A 15,019-nucleotide genomic window follows, 5' to 3' on the forward strand; every position below is an offset into this window, starting at 1 on the left:
AGGAGTGACAACAATGACCAACAACATCTTCACCGGCACCATGCCCGCCCTGATGACCCCCTGCACCGCCGAGCGCAAGCCGGACTTCGACGCCTTGGTGCGCAAGGGCCGCGAGCTGATCGAGGCTGGCATGAGCGCCGTGGTGTACTGCGGTTCGATGGGTGACTGGCCACTGCTGACCGAGGCCGAGCGCCAGGAAGGCGTGGCGCGCCTGGTGGCCGCCGGTATTCCGACCATCGTCGGTACCGGCGCGGTGAACACCCGTGAGGCGGTAGCCCACGCTGCCCACGCGGCCAAGGTTGGCGCCGCCGGCCTGATGGTCATCCCCCGCGTGCTCAGCCGCGGTGCCTCGCTGATTGCCCAGAAGCACCACTTCTCGGCCATCCTGGCAGCCGCACCGAAGCTGCCGGCGGTGATCTACAACAGCCCGTACTATGGCTTCGCCACCCGCGCCGACCTGTTCTTCGAACTGCGCCGCGAGTTCCCCAACCTGATCGGTTTCAAGGAGTTCGGCGGTGGCGCCGACCTGCGCTACGCCGCCGAGCACATCACCTCCAAGGATAATGACGTGACCTTGATGGTCGGCGTCGACACCCAGGTGGTGCATGGCTTCGTCAACTGCAACGCCACTGGCGCCATCACCGGCATCGGCAACGCCCTGCCGCGTGAGGTGCTGCACCTGGTGAGCCTGAGCAAGCAGGCGGCCAAGGGTGACGCCAAGGCCCGCCGCCTGGCGCGCGAACTGGAAGCGGCGCTGGCGGTGCTGTCGTCGTTCGATGAAGGCTGCGACCTGGTGCTGTACTACAAGCACTTGATGGTGCTGAACGGCGACAGCGAATACAGCCTGCACTTCAACGAGACCGATGCACTGACCGACGCCCAGCGCAACTATGCCGAGCAGCAGTACGCGCTGTTCCGCACCTGGTATGCCAGCTGGTCGGCTGAGCAGAACCTGGCCTGATCGTCTGATTCCAGGCCGAGCCGCAGCCCCTGTGGGAGCGGGTTCACCCGCGAACACCGGCGAAGCCGGTGCCAGGCACCGAGTTGCCTGCTTCGCGGGTAAACCCGCTCCCACAAGGGCTGCGCTCTCCCTTGATATTGATTCCAAAGGAGGCTCCATGACCCTCACAGGCAACCTGCTGATCGGCCAGACGCCGGTAACCGGCAGCCGCGAAGCCATCCGTGCCATCGACCCGACCACCGGCCATGCGCTGGAGCCGGCCTACCACGGCGGCACCGGCGAACACGTTGCCCAGGCCTGCGCCCTGGCCTGGGCGGCGTTCGATGCCTACCGCGAAACTTCGCTCGAACAACGGGCACAATTTCTCGAAAGCATCGCCACGCAAATCGAAGCCCTCGGTGATGCCCTGATCGACCGCGCCGTGGCCGAAACCGGCCTGCCCAAGGCGCGCATCCAGGGCGAGCGTGGCCGCACCTGCACCCAGCTGCGCACTTTTGCCCGTGTGGTGCGGGCCGGCGAATGGCTGGACGTGCGGGTCGACAACGCGCAGCCCGAGCGCCAGCCCCTGCCGCGTGCCGACCTGCGCCAACGCCAGGTGGCCCTGGGGCCGGTGGCGGTATTCGGCGCCAGCAATTTCCCTTTGGCCTTCTCGGTGGCCGGTGGCGACACCGCCTCGGCCCTGGCCGCCGGTTGCCCGGTGGTGGTCAAGGCCCATGGCGCCCACCCGGGCACCAGCGAGCTGGTCGGCCAGGCAGTGGCAAAGGCCGTGAAGCAGTGCGGCTTGCCGGCCGGTGTGTTTTCGCTGTTGTACGGCTCCGGTCGTGAAGTGGGCATTGCGCTGGTCAGCGACCCGCGCATCAAGGCCGTTGGCTTTACCGGCTCGCGCAGCGGCGGCATTGCGCTGTGCCAGGCGGCCCAGGCCCGCCCGGAACCGATCCCGGTGTACGCCGAAATGAGCTCGATCAACCCTGTGTTCCTGTTCGACACCGCCCTGCAGACCCGCGCCGAGGCACTGGCACAAGGCTTCGTCGCCTCGCTGACCCAGGGTGCCGGCCAGTTCTGCACCAACCCCGGCCTGGTGATTGCCCGCCAAGGGCCGGCGTTGCAGCGTTTCATCGAGGCCGCCAGCGAACATGTGCGCCAGGCTGCGGCGCAGACCATGCTTACCCCGGGCATTTTCAGTGCCTACCAGGCTGGTGTCGGCGCCCTGGCCGCAAACGCCAATGCCCAGGCCGCCGCCAGTGGCCTGGTCGGGCAAGGCCCCAACCAGTGCCAGGCGCAGCTGTTCGTGACCCAGGCCGAAGCGTTCCTCGCCGACCCGGCGCTGCAGGCCGAAGTCTTTGGCGCGGCGTCGCTGGTGGTGGCCTGCGCCAACGATGAGCAAGTCCGTCAGGTGGCCGAGCATCTGGAGGGCCAACTGACCGCCACCCTGCAACTGGACGACGCTGACATCGCCAGCGCCCGCGCACTGCTGCCGACCCTCGAGCGCAAGGCTGGCCGCATCCTGGTCAATGGCTGGCCGACCGGTGTAGAAGTATGCGACGCGATGGTGCACGGCGGGCCGTTCCCGGCCACCTCCGACGCCCGCACCACCTCGGTGGGCACGGCGGCGATCCTGCGCTTCCTGCGCCCGGTGTGCTACCAGGACTTCCCCGATGCCCTGCTGCCGCAGGCGCTGCAGCACGGCAACCCGCTGCAACTGCGGCGTCTGCTCGACGGTAAACGGGAAGGCTGAGCATGGTCGAAACCGCTGAAACCGATATCGCCGTGATCGGCGCCGGCATTGTCGGCGTCGCCTGTGCCCTGCAACTGGCCCGTCAGGGTCGCCGGGTGACCCTGGTCGACCGCCAGGCACCCGGCCATGGCGCGTCCTACGGCAACGCCGGGCACCTGGCCACCGAGCAGGTATTCCCGATTGCCGACCTGTCGATTCTCAAACGCCTGCCGCGCATGCTGCTGGACCCGATGGGCCCGCTGCGCCTGGACTGGAAGTACCTGCCCAAGGCCATGCCGTGGTTCACCCGCCTGCTGCTCAACCTGCGCCCAGGCCCGTTTCAGCGCAGCGTGGCCGGCATCCGCACGTTGAACGAAGGCAGCCTGGGTGCCTGGCAGCGGCTGCTGGGTTCGATCGGGCGCAGCGAGCTGTTCCAGGAAGATGGCTCGCTGCTGGTATTCGAGCGGCCGGAGTCGCGCCAGGCCCTGGAGGCCTTGCGCGCGCGCATGCAGCAACAGGCGGTGGCGGTGGACGTCTGGTCGGCCGACACCGTGCGCGAAGCGGCCCCGCAACTGAGCCCGTCATTGCTGGGAGGGCTGTTCTTCCCGCGTACCGGGCATTTCATCGATCCGTACCGGGTGGTGTGCGAACTGTTCGAAGCGGCCAAGGCCACTGGCGTGCGTTTTGTTCAGGCGCAGGTCGACGGCGGGCGGCTGCACAGCGGCGGGATCAGCCTGGCCAGCGACCAGGGCACGCTGGAGGCCCGCCAGGTGCTGATCAGTTGTGGTGCGCATTCTGCGCGGTTGACCGGCGCGCTGACCGGCAAGCAGGTGCCACTGGACACCGAGCGCGGCTACCACCTGATGTTGCCTGGCGAGCATCAGCGTTTGCCGTTTGCAGTCACATCGCTGGAGCGCAAGTTCATCATGACGCCCATGGCCGAGGGCTTGCGCCTGGCCGGCACGGTGGAATTCGCCGGGCTGGACGCGCCGCCGAGCATGCAGCGGGCGTGGCAGTTGCACCGGTTGAGCAAGGGGTTGTTCCGGCGGGACCTGAGTGTTGAAGGAGCGACGCCGTGGATGGGCTTCCGGCCTTCGTTGCCAGATTCGTTGCCGGTGATCGACCGGGTGTGTGACGGGCGGGTGCTGTTGGCGTTCGGGCATCAGCACCTGGGGTTGACCCAGGCGGCGGTGACGGCGGAATGGGTGGGGCGGTTGGCTGAACGGGCCGGTGGCGCGGAGATGGGGGCTTACCGGTTGGACCGGTTTTAGCCAGTGCTGGCCTCTTCGCGGGTGAACCCGCTCCCACAGCTATTGCACAGGGCCTGAACCCTGCGGTGATCCTGTGGGAGCGGGTTTACCCGCGAATGGGCTGCAATGCAGCCCCTCCATACCTCAGCGATAACGCTCAAGCCAGTGCGCATAAGGCGCGGGCAAGGTCCATGAGGCTTTCTCCACCCCCAACTCTTTAGCCGCAAAGTAAGCCCAGTGCGGGTCTGCCAGGTGCGCACGCCCTACCGATACCAGGTCCAGCTGGTTGGCCTGCAGCGCCGCTTCCGCCAGTTGCGGCGTACCAAAACCCCACGCCGAAGTCACCGGCAGCTTCGCCTCACGACGCACTCGCTCGGCAATCGGCCCCATGAACGCCGGGCCCCACGGAATATTGGTGTCGGGAATGGTAAAGCCCACACTCACGCTCAGCAGGTCGAGGCCGCCAGCCTTGAAACGGCGCGCCAGCTCGATCGACTCCTCCAGGGTCTGCTCATCACGGCCATCGTATTCCAGCACACCAAACCGCGCGGTCAGTGGCAGGTTCTCTGGCCATACCTCACGCACCGCTGCCAGGGTTTCCAGCAGGAAGCGGCTGCGGTTGTCGAAGCTGCCACCGTAGGCGTCGGTACGCTTGTTGGAGTGCTCGGAGAAGAAGCTCTGGCCCAGGTAACCATGGGCAAAGTGCAGCTCGATCCACTCGAAACCGGCATCGCGCGCACGGCGGGCAGCATCGACGAAGTCCTGCTTGACCCGGGCGATGTCGTCCAGGGTCATCTCGCGCGGCACTTGTGGCAGGTGCGCGCCGAAGGCGATGGCGGACGGGGCGATGGTTTCCCAGCCGCGGGCATCGTCGGCGGCAATGTGGTCATCACCTTCCCAAGGGCGGTTGGCGCTGGCCTTGCGCCCGGCGTGGGCAATCTGGATACCCGGTACGGAACCGGCGGCCTTGATTGCCTGCACCACCGGCACGAAAGCCTGGGCGTGGGCATCGCTCCAGATACCGGCGCAACCGGGGGTGATGCGCCCTTCCGGTGCCACTGCCGTGGCCTCGACCACCAGCAGGCCGGCACCGCCACGGGCCAGGCCGGCCAGGTGCACGTGGTGCCAGTCGTTGATCATGCCGTCCTCGGCCATGTACTGGCACATCGGCGGAATGGCAATGCGGTTGCGCAGGGTGACATCCTTGAGGGTATAGGGTTCGAACAAGGCGGACATGGGCAAGCTCCCGGGCTGTTTGATTACGATAGTTCGATCATAATCGAACTATGGCAATTAATGATAGCCCCGTTATCATGACGACCATGCGAGCCTATCAACATCCCAATTCTGAAGACCTCACCCTGGAACGCCTGCTCTATGCCCTGAGCGACCCGGTGCGCCTGGGTATCGTGCGTCACCTGGCGGGCGTGGCCGAAGCCAGCTGTGGCGAGCTGGACGGCGGCCGGCCGAAGTCGAGCATGTCACACCATTTCCGCGTGTTGCGTGATGCGGGGTTGGTGCATACCCGCAATGTGGGGACGACCCATATGAACTCGTTGCGTAGCGAGATGCTGGGGGAGCGGTTTCCCGGGTTGCTGGACTGCATTCTGCGACAGAGTTGATTTTTCCTGCCCCGGCCTCTTCGCGGGTAAACCCGCTCCCACAGGGGGCGCACAGGTCTCGAAGGCAGTGATTTTCCTGTGGGAGCGGGTTTACCCGCGAAGAGGCCAGCACAGGCAACATCAATCTTCGTTCTTGCCCAGGGCAAACCGGCACACCTGCCCTCCCCTGAGCATGCACTCCTCATGGCTGACCTCGCCTCCACCCAAGGCCCCGATCAGCGCCAGGTCCAGCTCGCACACCACCGGATGCGCCTTGGCCAGGTGATGAAACACGCAATTGTGCGCAACGATCTGCGGCTCGCCCCCCGAGCGGAAGAACACCTGCGCCTCGTACCCGGCATAGTTCATGTGCTCGACGATGCGCGACTCATCCACCACCTGGTGCTCAAGGTCCGCCGCCAGCTTGCGCCCCAGCTGGCGCATCAGCGCCAGCAACGCCTCCTGCCCCAGCAAGCCGGCCACTTGCGCAATCAGCAAGTTGGCCAGCAATGGGTACTGCCGTGGGAACAGTTCGCGGGCATGTTCGGTCAGCTCGTGCAGCTGCTCCGGGCGGCGCCCTGTGGGCCGGGTAGCGCCACGCCTGACCAGGCCGTCGCGCTCCAGCGCTGCCAGGTGCTGGCGCACGGCAGTGCGGGTGATGGCCAGGGCCTGCGCCAGGTCGTCGATGCTCATGCCGGATGGCTGACGCAACAACGCGTGGAGCAGGTCCTGTTGGGTACGGCCCAGGCCTTCGAGCATCAGAATTTGTCCGGGAACTGTTTGACCAATGCCGCAGCCAGCGCATCGGACAAGGTCAGGATATGCTCGCGCATCATCGCCCAGGTGCGCGCCTCGCCCACGTAGTCAGCAGCCGCCAGCTGGTCGATCTGGGCCACGTGGTGCCCGCCGTGGGCGCTGAGCAGCGTCAGCAGGGTCGCCTCGGGCAGGTTCGGGTTGGCCTTGGCCAGGAACGCGGCGATGGCCTTGGCATTGCTGGTCAGCTCATTGACCGCGGCTTGCTGGCCCTTTTTGTCCTTGGCCACGGTGGCGTCGCTGTAGTGCTTGATGGCGCCCCAGTGGCCGGCCAGCAGTTTCAGCAACTGATCGGCGGCGGGCTGGCCGTACAGCGGGGCAATGCTGTTGGCGATCCTGGTGGCATCGGTGACCACTTCCTTGGCGGCGACTTCGGCTTCCTTGGCATTGCCGGCCTGGTTGGCGACGGCATAGTTGCGCACCCAGAAGATGTGCTCGACCCAAAGGTCACGCAGGGCCATGCGCGTGGTCATTGCAGCAGCTTCGGCGGGTTTGGCGGCGGGGGTTTCGCTGGAGTAGGAGTAGCTTTGGCTCCATGCCGGCTGGGCGCACAGGGCGAGCAGCAGTAAGGCGGCGATCTTGATGTTCATGACAGCACCCTCCTGGAGGGGATCGACTGACAAGATTAATTTAAGCATCAAAATATGTTTTTATTGACTACTGCGTGAGCTTTCAGATCAGTGGTTTGCTGTTCTGGCCTCTTCGCGGGTGAACCCGCTCCCACAAGTACACGCGCTGCCTCAGGCTTTTTGTTATCCCTGTGGGAGCGGGTTTACCCGCGAAAGGGACCGAACAGGCAACAAAAAAGCCACGAGGTCTCCCCCGTGGCTTCTGTCACGCCAGTTACAGCGCCATGTCATTCTCAGGCTTGCTCTCGACCGGCTGGCTCGGTGCAACCGTGGTGCCGACGCTCTCGTCGATCACCGGTGGCTTCTCGAGCTGCAGCACTTCAGCGGTGTAGTTCCACTCCTTCTGGGTGGCCGCCGCCGAGTCGTTCAGCTTGGTGCCGTAGCTCGGCACGATCTGCTTGATCTTGGCCTGCCACTCAGGGGTAGCGACCTTCTCCTTGAACACGGTTTCCAGCACGTTCAGCATGATCGGTGCAGCAGTCGACGCACCTGGCGATGCACCCAGCAGGCCGGCAATGGTGCGGTCTTCGGAAGCGACCACTTCGGTGCCCAGCTTCAGCACGCCACCCTTATCGGCATCACGCTTGATGATCTGCACGCGCTGGCCCGCCTGCCACAGGCGCCAGTCTTCCTTCTTGGCGTTCGGGAAGTAGGTACGCAGGGCTTCGAAGCGGTCATCGTCAGACAGCATCAGCTGGCCAGCGAGGTACTCCACCAGCGGGTACTGATCGATGCCGACCTTGGTCATCGGCCACACGTTGTGGGTGGTGGTGCTGCTCAGCAGGTCCAGGTACGAGCCGTTCTTCAGGAACTTGGTCGAGAAGGTGGCGAATGGGCCAAACAGGATCACGCGCTTGCCGTCCAGCACGCGGGTGTCCAGGTGCGGAACCGACATGGGTGGCGCGCCGGTCGAGGCGATGCCGTAGGCCTTGGCCATGTGCTGCATGGCCACGGTCGGGTTCTCGGTCACCAGGAACGAGCCGCCCACCGGGAAGCCTGCGTATTCCTTGGCTTCAGGAATGCCCGACTTCTGCAGCAGCTTCAGTGCGCCGCCGCCGGCACCGATGAACAGGAACTTGGCGTCGGTGGCCGACTCGGTACCGTCCTTCAGGTTCTTGTACTCGACGTGCCACGAGCCGTCCTTGTTGCGGGTGATGTCCTGCACTTCGCTGGACAGCTTCAGGTCGAAGTTTTCCTGGGTTTTCAGGTGGCCGACGAACTGGCGGGTGATCTCGCCGAAGTTGACGTCGGTGCCGATTGGCGTCCAGGTCACGGCCAGCTTCTGGTTCGGGTCGCGGCCTTCCATCATCAGCGGGACCCACTTGGCGATCTGCGCGTGGTCTTCGGAGTACTGCATCGGGCGGAACAGCGGGCTGGCCTGCAGCGCCTCGTAACGCTTCTTAAGGAACTTGATGTTGTCATCGCCCCACACGAAGCTCATGTGCGGAGTGGTGTTGATGAACGAGTGCGGGTTCTTCAGCACGCCCTGGCGTACCTGCCACGACCAGAACTGGCGGGAGATCTGGAAGGCCTCGTTGATTTCGATGGCCTTGGCGATGTTGACGTTGCCGTCCTTGTCTTCCGGGGTGTAGTTCAGCTCGGCCAGCGCGGAGTGGCCGGTACCGGCGTTGTTCCAGCCGTTGGAGCTTTCTTCGGCCACGCCATCCAGGCGCTCGACCATTTCCATCGACCAGCTTGGCTCCAGCTCGTGCAGCCACACGGCCAGGGTGGAGCTCATGATGCCGCCACCGACGAGCAGCACATCTACTTTCTTGGTTTCTGCGGCGTGCGCTTGCATGACGCTTGCAGCGACAGCCAGACCCAGCAAGGTCTTGCCAGCTTTCTTGAACATTGATCGATTCCAGTCAGGAGAACAGAGGGTGGGCCTGTGGCTGGCCCCGGTAAAGCGTGTTCTGCAGCGCAGGCTTGTTGTTGATCATTGTTCAGCAGCCAGAGAACCAGAAAACGACTCGGCCTTTTGTCGAATTGACCGACAAGGCTGAATCGTTTTTCCGATTGTAGCTTAAATGCCAGCACAAACAAATTGCCGGCCTGGGAGTCAAGGTGACGGGTTGTCTCACGCCTGTATTGGCCTCTTCGCGGGTGAACCCGCTCCCACAGGTGCCATGCCGCACTCAAGTCCGGTGAAATTCCTGTGGGAGCGGGTTCACCCGCGAAAGGGCCGGCACAGGCTGAAGTGCCCCACAAACAAAAACCCCCGGCCATGTACATGACCGGGGGCCTTGGATCACGCCGCAAGCGTCGCGATCAGGGTACCGCCAAGATTACTGCTGCTGAGGCAGTTTATCGATCGGGCCGCAGCCACCGATGATCTTGGAGATGGAAACCGAAGGGTGGAACAGGTAGTCGTAGCTGCAGTTTTTCGGCTGGTTGTAAACCTGGCCAGTGCAGCCCGACAGCAGGGCAACACCCGAAACGACAGCAACGGCTACGGTAGCCTTGAACAGCTTTTTCATACTAAGTCCTTTAAATGAATCATCTTCGGCCATCATTCTGATGGCGGCAGGATGATACAGAACATGAGCATTGGATCCAAGCAGCAACGTGCATTGGCTAGTTGCAGGGATGCAGTTGTAGGAGCGGCCTTGTGTCGCGATGGGCCGCAAAGCGGCCCCTGTCCTACACCTGAAGCTCAGAATAATCCCCTTCCATGTAGGCAATTTCCCAAACATACTGCCAAACCGCTCAAACTGTTGCGACGGATTGGGTCGCGCTCTAGTCTCGGCTTGTCGTTGCAAATCAACGACCGGCTTTGACAGGCCGACAACTTCTCCGTGCACGTACACCCGTTATGGCGGCAGTACGTGGGGCACCTCGTGTGCGCCGAGTCTCCGGAGTCCTCGGTCTGTCAACCCGCGTACCGCTGCCACCCTCTTGTTTGACAGCAAGTCCGTAGCAGCTCGACTGACTCTGGAGCTAACTATGCGCAAGATGGTCCCCGATCCACCCCTCTCCCTCGATTCCACCCAGGCTCTGCAAGACACCCTGGTCCAGTCCTCAGAGTACGTACTCTGCGCCCTGTTCGTGGCCCGCCAATCCGTGCAACTCAAACCCACCCACAGGGGGTAATCATTGCCCTCAAGTACTGCGCTGTACCTGTGGGAGCGGGTTCACCCGCGAAGAGGCCGGTACAGACATACAAAATCCTAGGGAGATTCACCATGCCCACCGACGACACAAAACAACCCACCACAGTCGGCAAGACCTGCTTCTACCAAGGCGAAAACAACACCCACCCACTGTTCCGCATCGAACCTGGCATCCCCTGCCAGGACGCCCGCGAACAGGCCTCCGAACTGATGGGCTACGTCCGCGACCTGATCATCACCGGCCTGATGGACGGCGACCAGAAACTGATCTGGGCATCGCACTACCTGAGCGCGATGGCCAAGGCGCTGCTGGATGATGCCGAATTGGGGATGATGAAAAAATAAGGCAACGAGATAGCCTCTGGAGACATAACCATCCAGGGGCACCATTCGACGCCATGTAGTCCATTTCCCAAACCTAAGCCAAACCCTGCTCAGGCTATTGCTGTGCTCCACTCGTCCCCTTAGCCTCATCGCGCAGCACGCGGTCGCTCACTCATCGACAATCAAAGACCCGATCGGCAGAAGTGCTACAACCTCAAGAATCGCCCGAGCAGAAAATGGCAGCTTCGGCGATATCGAATCGGTAGGCGACGGTGTCAGTGAAATGCGCGTGTCTGTCGGGCCCGGATATCGAATCTACTTCGTACGAACGGGCTCGACCCGCTACCTGATGCTGTATGGCAGCGATAAAACGGATCAACCCAGAGGCATCAAGCGAGCCAAGGAAATTCTTGATGCTGTACGAGGTAAACAACGATGAGCGACAAATTCACTTCCGAGGACATGCCAATCCTTGAGCTGGACTTGAGCAATAGCAAACGGTTCGAGGCTTCCCGGTTTCTAGACAGCCCCGAAACCATCGCAGCTTTCCTGGCAGAAGCAATGAAAGCTAACGACGCTCAAATCCTGATGCATGCGTTGGGCGAAGTGGCGAAAGCCAAGGGCGTGAACCAATTTGCACAAGAGGCGGGCTTAAATCGTGAATCGCTTTACAAGACTTTGAGGGGTGGCGATAAGACACGCTTCTCAACTATTCAGAAGCTGATGCTGGCTTTGGGAGTTGAGCTGACAGTGAGGCCACTCCAGAAGCTACCAGCTTCTTCATAGGACGCCACCCAACAGGCAAGCAGAACGCCAAATCGATTGCCGGTCCAACAACGAAAAAGCCCCCGGAAACTTTCGCTTCTAGGGGCTTCATCTTGTATGGCGGAGAGATAGGGATTTGAACCCTAGGTACTGTTGCCAGTACAACGGATTTCGAATCCGTCCCGTTCGACCACTCCGGCATCTCTCCAATGCCGCGCATCATACCAGCGTTCTTTTAAAACGCAAATCTTTTTTTCAAAAAAATCGCGTGGTATCAGGCGCTTGCGTGAACGTGGCGCTTACAGCGGCACGCCCAGGCGCTTGGCAACTTCTTCGTAGGCTTCGATCACGTCGCCCAGGCCCTGGCGGAAGCGGTCCTTGTCCATCTTCTTGCGGGTCTCTTTGTCCCACAGGCGGCAGCCGTCCGGGCTGAACTCGTCGCCCAGCACGATCTGGCCGTGGAATACGCCGAATTCCAGCTTGAAGTCGACCAGCAGCAGGCCGGCGTCATCGAACAGCTTGCTCAGCACTTCGTTGACCTTCAGCGACAGCTTCTTCATTTCCACCAGCTGTTCGGCGGTGCCCCAGCCGAACGCGACAACGTGGGATTCGTTGATGAAGGGGTCGCCCTTCTCGTCGTTCTTCAGGAACAGCTCGAAGGTGGACGGCTCCAGCTTGATGCCCTCCTCCACGCCCAGGCGCTTGACCAGGCTGCCGGCGGCGTAGTTGCGCACCACGCACTCGACCGGGATCATGTCCAGCTTCTTCACCAGGCACTCGTTGTCGCCCAGCAGCTTGTCGAACTGGGTCGGCACGCCGGCTTCTTCCAGTTTCTGCATGATGAAGGCGTTGAACTTGTTGTTCACCATGCCTTTGCGGTCGAGTTGTTCGATGCGCTTGCCGTCGAACGCCGAAGTGTCGTTACGGAACAGCAGGATCAAGCGGTCGGCGTCGTCGGTCTTGTAAACCGATTTGGCCTTGCCGCGGTAGAGTTCGTCGCGTTTTTCCATGATTGGGCTCCGCTTGCTTGAGGTGTTGGGCTAGGCGATTTCGCGCCAGTCGAGCCCGTGTTCCTGATTCGCCACCTGGAGCCAGTCCGGGTCGCACCCAAGGGTGTCGACGAAGCACTGGCGGGCCAAGTGTGGCAGGTTGTTCTTGCTGCTGAGGTGGGCCAGCACCAGGTGTTGCAGGTTGCTCCAGCCCAACTCGTGCACCAGGCGCGCGGCCTGGTGATTGTTCAAATGCCCTTGCATGCCGCCCACCCGCTGTTTCAGGAAGGCCGGGTAGTGACCGCGTGCCAGCAGGTCGCGGCAATGGTTGGCCTCGATCAGCAGTGCATCCAGGCCCTGGTAACGCTCCAGCAGCAGCGCGTCGTACGAGCCCAGGTCGGTCAGCATGCCGAAGCGCCGCTGGCCATCGCTGACCACGTACTGCAGCGGCTCGTAGGCGTCGTGCTCGACCCGCGCCGCCGTCACTTCCAGGCTGCCGATACGCAGGCTGTCGCCACAAGCGAGAAAACCGGCCACCTCCACCGGCTTGCGCATGCCGCGCAAGGTCCCCTGGCTGAGGTAGACCGGTACATTGTAGCGCCGTGACAGCAAGCCGACCCCATGCACGTGGTCGGCATGTTCGTGGGTGACCAGTACCGCACTGAGCTGGGCCGCCGACACGCCGAGCAGCGCCAGGCGCCGCTCGGTCTCGCGCAGGGAAAACCCGCAATCGACCAGGATGAACGTGTCACCACGGGCGATCAGCGTGCCGTTTCCCTGGCTGCCGCTTCCGAGTACCGCGAAGCGCACTTAGCCCAGGTGGTCCTGAATGGCGCTCAGCACGCGGCGGGCGACATCGGCCGGGGCCACGGTGTTGATGTTTTTCTCGACGGTGACCTGCACGCTCTCGCCAACCTTGCTCAGGCGAACCTGATAACGCTCGGCACGGGCTTCACGCTCTTCCTTGGTCGGCTCGCTGCCGAACATGCGGCCAAAGAAACCAGGCTGGTTCTGCTTGTCTTCAGGCTTTTCAGACAGGTTGATGTAGTACAGGCCCAGGCTGCGGTTGATGTCCTCGACACGCCACTCGCCGCCCTGCTCCAGGGCACGGCCCACGCTGGACCAGGCGCGGTCCAGGTCGGCGCCAAGGTACAGCACCGGGTTGCCGCTGCCGTCTTCGCTCAGGCTGACGCGGCTTGGCGCGTCGAAATCGCGCGCGGCCAGCAGCGAAACCGAACCGCCCTTCTCGGCACTGCGGTTCATGCTGGCAAGCATTTCGTCGACCAGCAGGGCATCGGCGCCGGTGTTGCTGGAGGTGGACGGGAAATCAGGCTCGGCAGTGCTGCCGGCCGGGCGCTCGACGCTGACCACATACACCTCGGAGGTGTTGCGCTGCACGCCAGGCTCCATGCGTACCCGCACTCGCACTTCGCTGTCAGCGCTGCTGGCAGTGCTGGCCAGGCGCTGGCCGAGCGATGCCGACAGTTCGTCGAAACGCTGCCAGGTGGTGTTGAATTCGCCAGTCTGCGGGCGCTCTTCGGCGATGCGGAAGCCGTTGTCCTCGAAGAACTGGCGAGCCACCGGCCACACTTCGGCCGGCGAATGCTGGGCCAGTACCCAACGGCTGCTGCCGCTGCGCTGCAGGCTGTAGTCGGTAACCTGAGCGCCGCTACCGGTCAACGGTTGCGGGCGCGGCACCTCGAACTCACCGGTGGCGCTGTCGTCGGCGACGTTGCGCGGAATCGGCAGCAGCGGGTCAAGGCGCTTGACGTTGCTGGCGTCCGGCGGCAGCTGCATCGGCGCAGTCGGGCGCGCCTGCAGGTAATCGCTGCCGCGGTCGCGGAAATAGCCATCCTCGCCCCACAGCCAGCCACACCCACTGGTGCTGGAGATGATCAGGGCAAGGGCAGAAAGACCAGCCAGTCGCTTCATGCGGTGTACTTCCTCTTAAACCAGTACGCCGGACTGGCGCAAGGCAGTACGGACTTTTTCGTGGCAGCCTTCGCTCAGCCAGGTCAGCGGCAGGCGAATGCCCTTTTGCATCAGGCCCATTTCGACGAGCGCCCATTTCACCGGGATCGGGTTGGCTTCGCAGAACAGGTCTTTGTGCAGCGGCATGAGTTTTTCGTTGATTGCGCGGGCCTTCTCGGCATTGCCCGCAAGGGCGGCCTCGCACAGGTCGGCCATTTCGCGCGGGGCGACGTTGGCAGTGACGGAGATGTTGCCCTTGCCGCCCATGAGGATCAGTTCGACGGCAGTCGGGTCGTCGCCGGACAGGACGATGAAGTCGCTGTCGACGCCATCGAGGATCGCCTTGGCGCGTACCAGGTCGCCGGTGGCTTCCTTGATACCGATGATGTTGTTGACCTTCGACAGGCGGATCACGGTATCGGCCTGCATGTCGCAGGAGGTGCGGCCAGGTACGTTATAGAGGATCTGCGGGATGTCGACGGCTTCGGCAATGTGCTTGAAGTGCTGGTACAGGCCTTCTTGCGTCGGCTTGTTGTAGTACGGCACCACCAGCAGGCAGGCGTCGGCGCCGGCATTCTTGGCGTTCTGGGTCAGGTGCACGGCTTCGGCAGTGGAGTTGGCACCGGTGCCGGCGATGACCGGGATCGGCTTGTTGCTGCGCTTGACGCGCTCGACCACGTGCTTGATGACCAGGATGTGTTCTTCGACATCCAGCGTGGCCGACTCACCGGTGGTGCCGACAGCGACGATCGCATGAGTGCCGTTTTCCAGATGGAAGTCTACAAGTTTGTCGAGGCTGCCCCAGTCCACACGCCCTTGTGCATCCATGGGTGTGACCAATGCCACCATACTGCCCGCAATCATGTAACTGCTCCTGCCGGAAAAAGAGAGC

At 63.0% G+C, this 15,019-nt stretch carries 16 protein-coding genes and 1 tRNA gene; 7 read left to right on the forward strand and 10 right to left on the reverse strand.

Annotation, left to right across the window (positions count from 1 at the left end):
- Positions 1 to 13: 13 nt before the first annotated feature.
- The 3 genes from J5M58_RS01005 to J5M58_RS01015 all read left to right on the forward strand — a co-directional run bounded on the left by J5M58_RS01005 (position 14) and on the right by J5M58_RS01015 (position 3,946).
- Positions 14 to 961, forward strand: coding sequence for a dihydrodipicolinate synthase family protein (locus J5M58_RS01005; RefSeq protein WP_207876948.1), 948 nt, complete (start codon positions 14 to 16; stop codon positions 959 to 961).
- Between the two features lie 157 nt (positions 962 to 1,118).
- Complete coding sequence (locus tag J5M58_RS01010; RefSeq protein ID WP_207876950.1) at positions 1,119 to 2,696, forward strand: aldehyde dehydrogenase (NADP(+)); 1,578 nt, start codon at positions 1,119 to 1,121, stop codon at positions 2,694 to 2,696.
- A 2-nt stretch (positions 2,697 to 2,698) separates the two neighbouring features.
- The gene (locus J5M58_RS01015) at positions 2,699 to 3,946 is read left to right on the forward strand and encodes an FAD-binding oxidoreductase (RefSeq protein ID WP_112254214.1); all 1,248 of its coding nucleotides are present in this window, start codon (positions 2,699 to 2,701) and stop codon (positions 3,944 to 3,946) included.
- Positions 3,947 to 4,069: 123 nt separating this feature from the next.
- On the opposite strand, the gene xenA is transcribed toward J5M58_RS01015, so the two are convergent.
- The gene (xenA, locus tag J5M58_RS01020; protein WP_015271369.1) at positions 4,070 to 5,161 is read right to left on the reverse strand and encodes a xenobiotic reductase XenA; all 1,092 of its coding nucleotides are present in this window, start codon (positions 5,159 to 5,161) and stop codon (positions 4,070 to 4,072) included.
- A gap of 50 nt (positions 5,162 to 5,211) precedes the next feature.
- Here xenA and J5M58_RS01025 point away from each other — a divergent pair, with 50 nt between their 5' ends.
- Positions 5,212 to 5,547 carry a helix-turn-helix transcriptional regulator gene (locus J5M58_RS01025; RefSeq protein WP_085590625.1) on the forward strand — a complete coding sequence of 112 codons (336 nt, stop codon included), beginning with the start codon at positions 5,212 to 5,214 and terminating at the stop codon, positions 5,545 to 5,547.
- A 120-nt stretch (positions 5,548 to 5,667) separates the two neighbouring features.
- Here J5M58_RS01025 and J5M58_RS01030 read toward each other — a convergent pair whose 3' ends face one another.
- From J5M58_RS01030 to J5M58_RS01045, 4 genes are all read right to left on the reverse strand, one after another.
- Positions 5,668 to 6,285 (reverse strand): metalloregulator ArsR/SmtB family transcription factor, encoded by a 618-nt coding sequence (locus tag J5M58_RS01030; RefSeq protein ID WP_112254215.1) that lies wholly within the window; start codon positions 6,283 to 6,285, stop codon positions 5,668 to 5,670.
- Entirely contained in the window at positions 6,285 to 6,929 is a 645-nt protein-coding gene (locus tag J5M58_RS01035) for a hypothetical protein (protein WP_112254216.1), read from the reverse strand. The genes J5M58_RS01030 and J5M58_RS01035 overlap by 1 nt, the downstream gene beginning before the upstream one ends.
- Positions 6,930 to 7,182: 253 nt before the next feature.
- Positions 7,183 to 8,820, reverse strand: a complete 1,638-nt coding sequence (mqo, locus tag J5M58_RS01040) for a malate dehydrogenase (quinone) (RefSeq protein ID WP_112254217.1) — start codon at positions 8,818 to 8,820, stop codon at positions 7,183 to 7,185.
- A 433-nt stretch (positions 8,821 to 9,253) separates the two neighbouring features.
- Positions 9,254 to 9,445: a YhfL family protein gene (locus J5M58_RS01045; RefSeq protein WP_046616491.1), complete on the reverse strand. Its 192-nt coding sequence runs from the start codon at positions 9,443 to 9,445 to the stop codon at positions 9,254 to 9,256.
- 705 nt (positions 9,446 to 10,150) lie between these two features.
- Between J5M58_RS01045 and J5M58_RS01050 the strand changes: the two genes are divergently transcribed.
- The 3 genes from J5M58_RS01050 to J5M58_RS01060 all read left to right on the forward strand — a co-directional run bounded on the left by J5M58_RS01050 (position 10,151) and on the right by J5M58_RS01060 (position 11,188).
- Positions 10,151 to 10,423 carry a DUF3077 domain-containing protein gene (locus J5M58_RS01050; protein WP_025340252.1) on the forward strand — a complete coding sequence of 91 codons (273 nt, stop codon included), beginning with the start codon at positions 10,151 to 10,153 and terminating at the stop codon, positions 10,421 to 10,423.
- A gap of 127 nt (positions 10,424 to 10,550) precedes the next feature.
- A complete protein-coding gene (locus J5M58_RS01055; protein WP_112254253.1) occupies positions 10,551 to 10,841 on the forward strand; it encodes a type II toxin-antitoxin system RelE/ParE family toxin in 291 nt (96 codons plus the stop codon).
- A complete protein-coding gene (locus J5M58_RS01060; RefSeq protein ID WP_112254218.1) occupies positions 10,838 to 11,188 on the forward strand; it encodes an addiction module antidote protein in 351 nt (116 codons plus the stop codon). The genes J5M58_RS01055 and J5M58_RS01060 overlap by 4 nt, the downstream gene beginning before the upstream one ends.
- 97 nt (positions 11,189 to 11,285) lie before the next feature.
- On the opposite strand, the gene J5M58_RS01065 is transcribed toward J5M58_RS01060, so the two are convergent.
- The 5 genes from J5M58_RS01065 to dapA all read right to left on the reverse strand — a co-directional run bounded on the left by J5M58_RS01065 (position 11,286) and on the right by dapA (position 14,991).
- Positions 11,286 to 11,375, reverse strand: a tRNA-Ser gene (locus J5M58_RS01065).
- Between the two features lie 91 nt (positions 11,376 to 11,466).
- Positions 11,467 to 12,177, reverse strand: a complete 711-nt coding sequence (gene purC / locus J5M58_RS01070; protein WP_011535129.1) for a phosphoribosylaminoimidazolesuccinocarboxamide synthase — start codon at positions 12,175 to 12,177, stop codon at positions 11,467 to 11,469.
- Between the two features lie 30 nt (positions 12,178 to 12,207).
- Entirely contained in the window at positions 12,208 to 12,966 is a 759-nt protein-coding gene (locus J5M58_RS01075) for an MBL fold metallo-hydrolase (protein WP_112254219.1), read from the reverse strand.
- A complete protein-coding gene (gene bamC / locus J5M58_RS01080) occupies positions 12,967 to 14,088 on the reverse strand; it encodes an outer membrane protein assembly factor BamC (RefSeq protein WP_112254220.1) in 1,122 nt (373 codons plus the stop codon).
- Positions 14,089 to 14,103: 15 nt separating this feature from the next.
- On the reverse strand, positions 14,104 to 14,991 hold the full coding sequence (dapA, locus tag J5M58_RS01085; RefSeq protein ID WP_207876952.1) for a 4-hydroxy-tetrahydrodipicolinate synthase: 888 nt from the start codon (positions 14,989 to 14,991) through the stop codon (positions 14,104 to 14,106).
- Positions 14,992 to 15,019: the final 28 nt, after the last annotated feature.

It is taken from the genome of Pseudomonas sp. 32_A, from assembly GCF_017490905.1.
Taxonomy (GTDB): Bacteria; Pseudomonadota; Gammaproteobacteria; order Pseudomonadales; family Pseudomonadaceae; genus Aquipseudomonas; species Aquipseudomonas inefficax.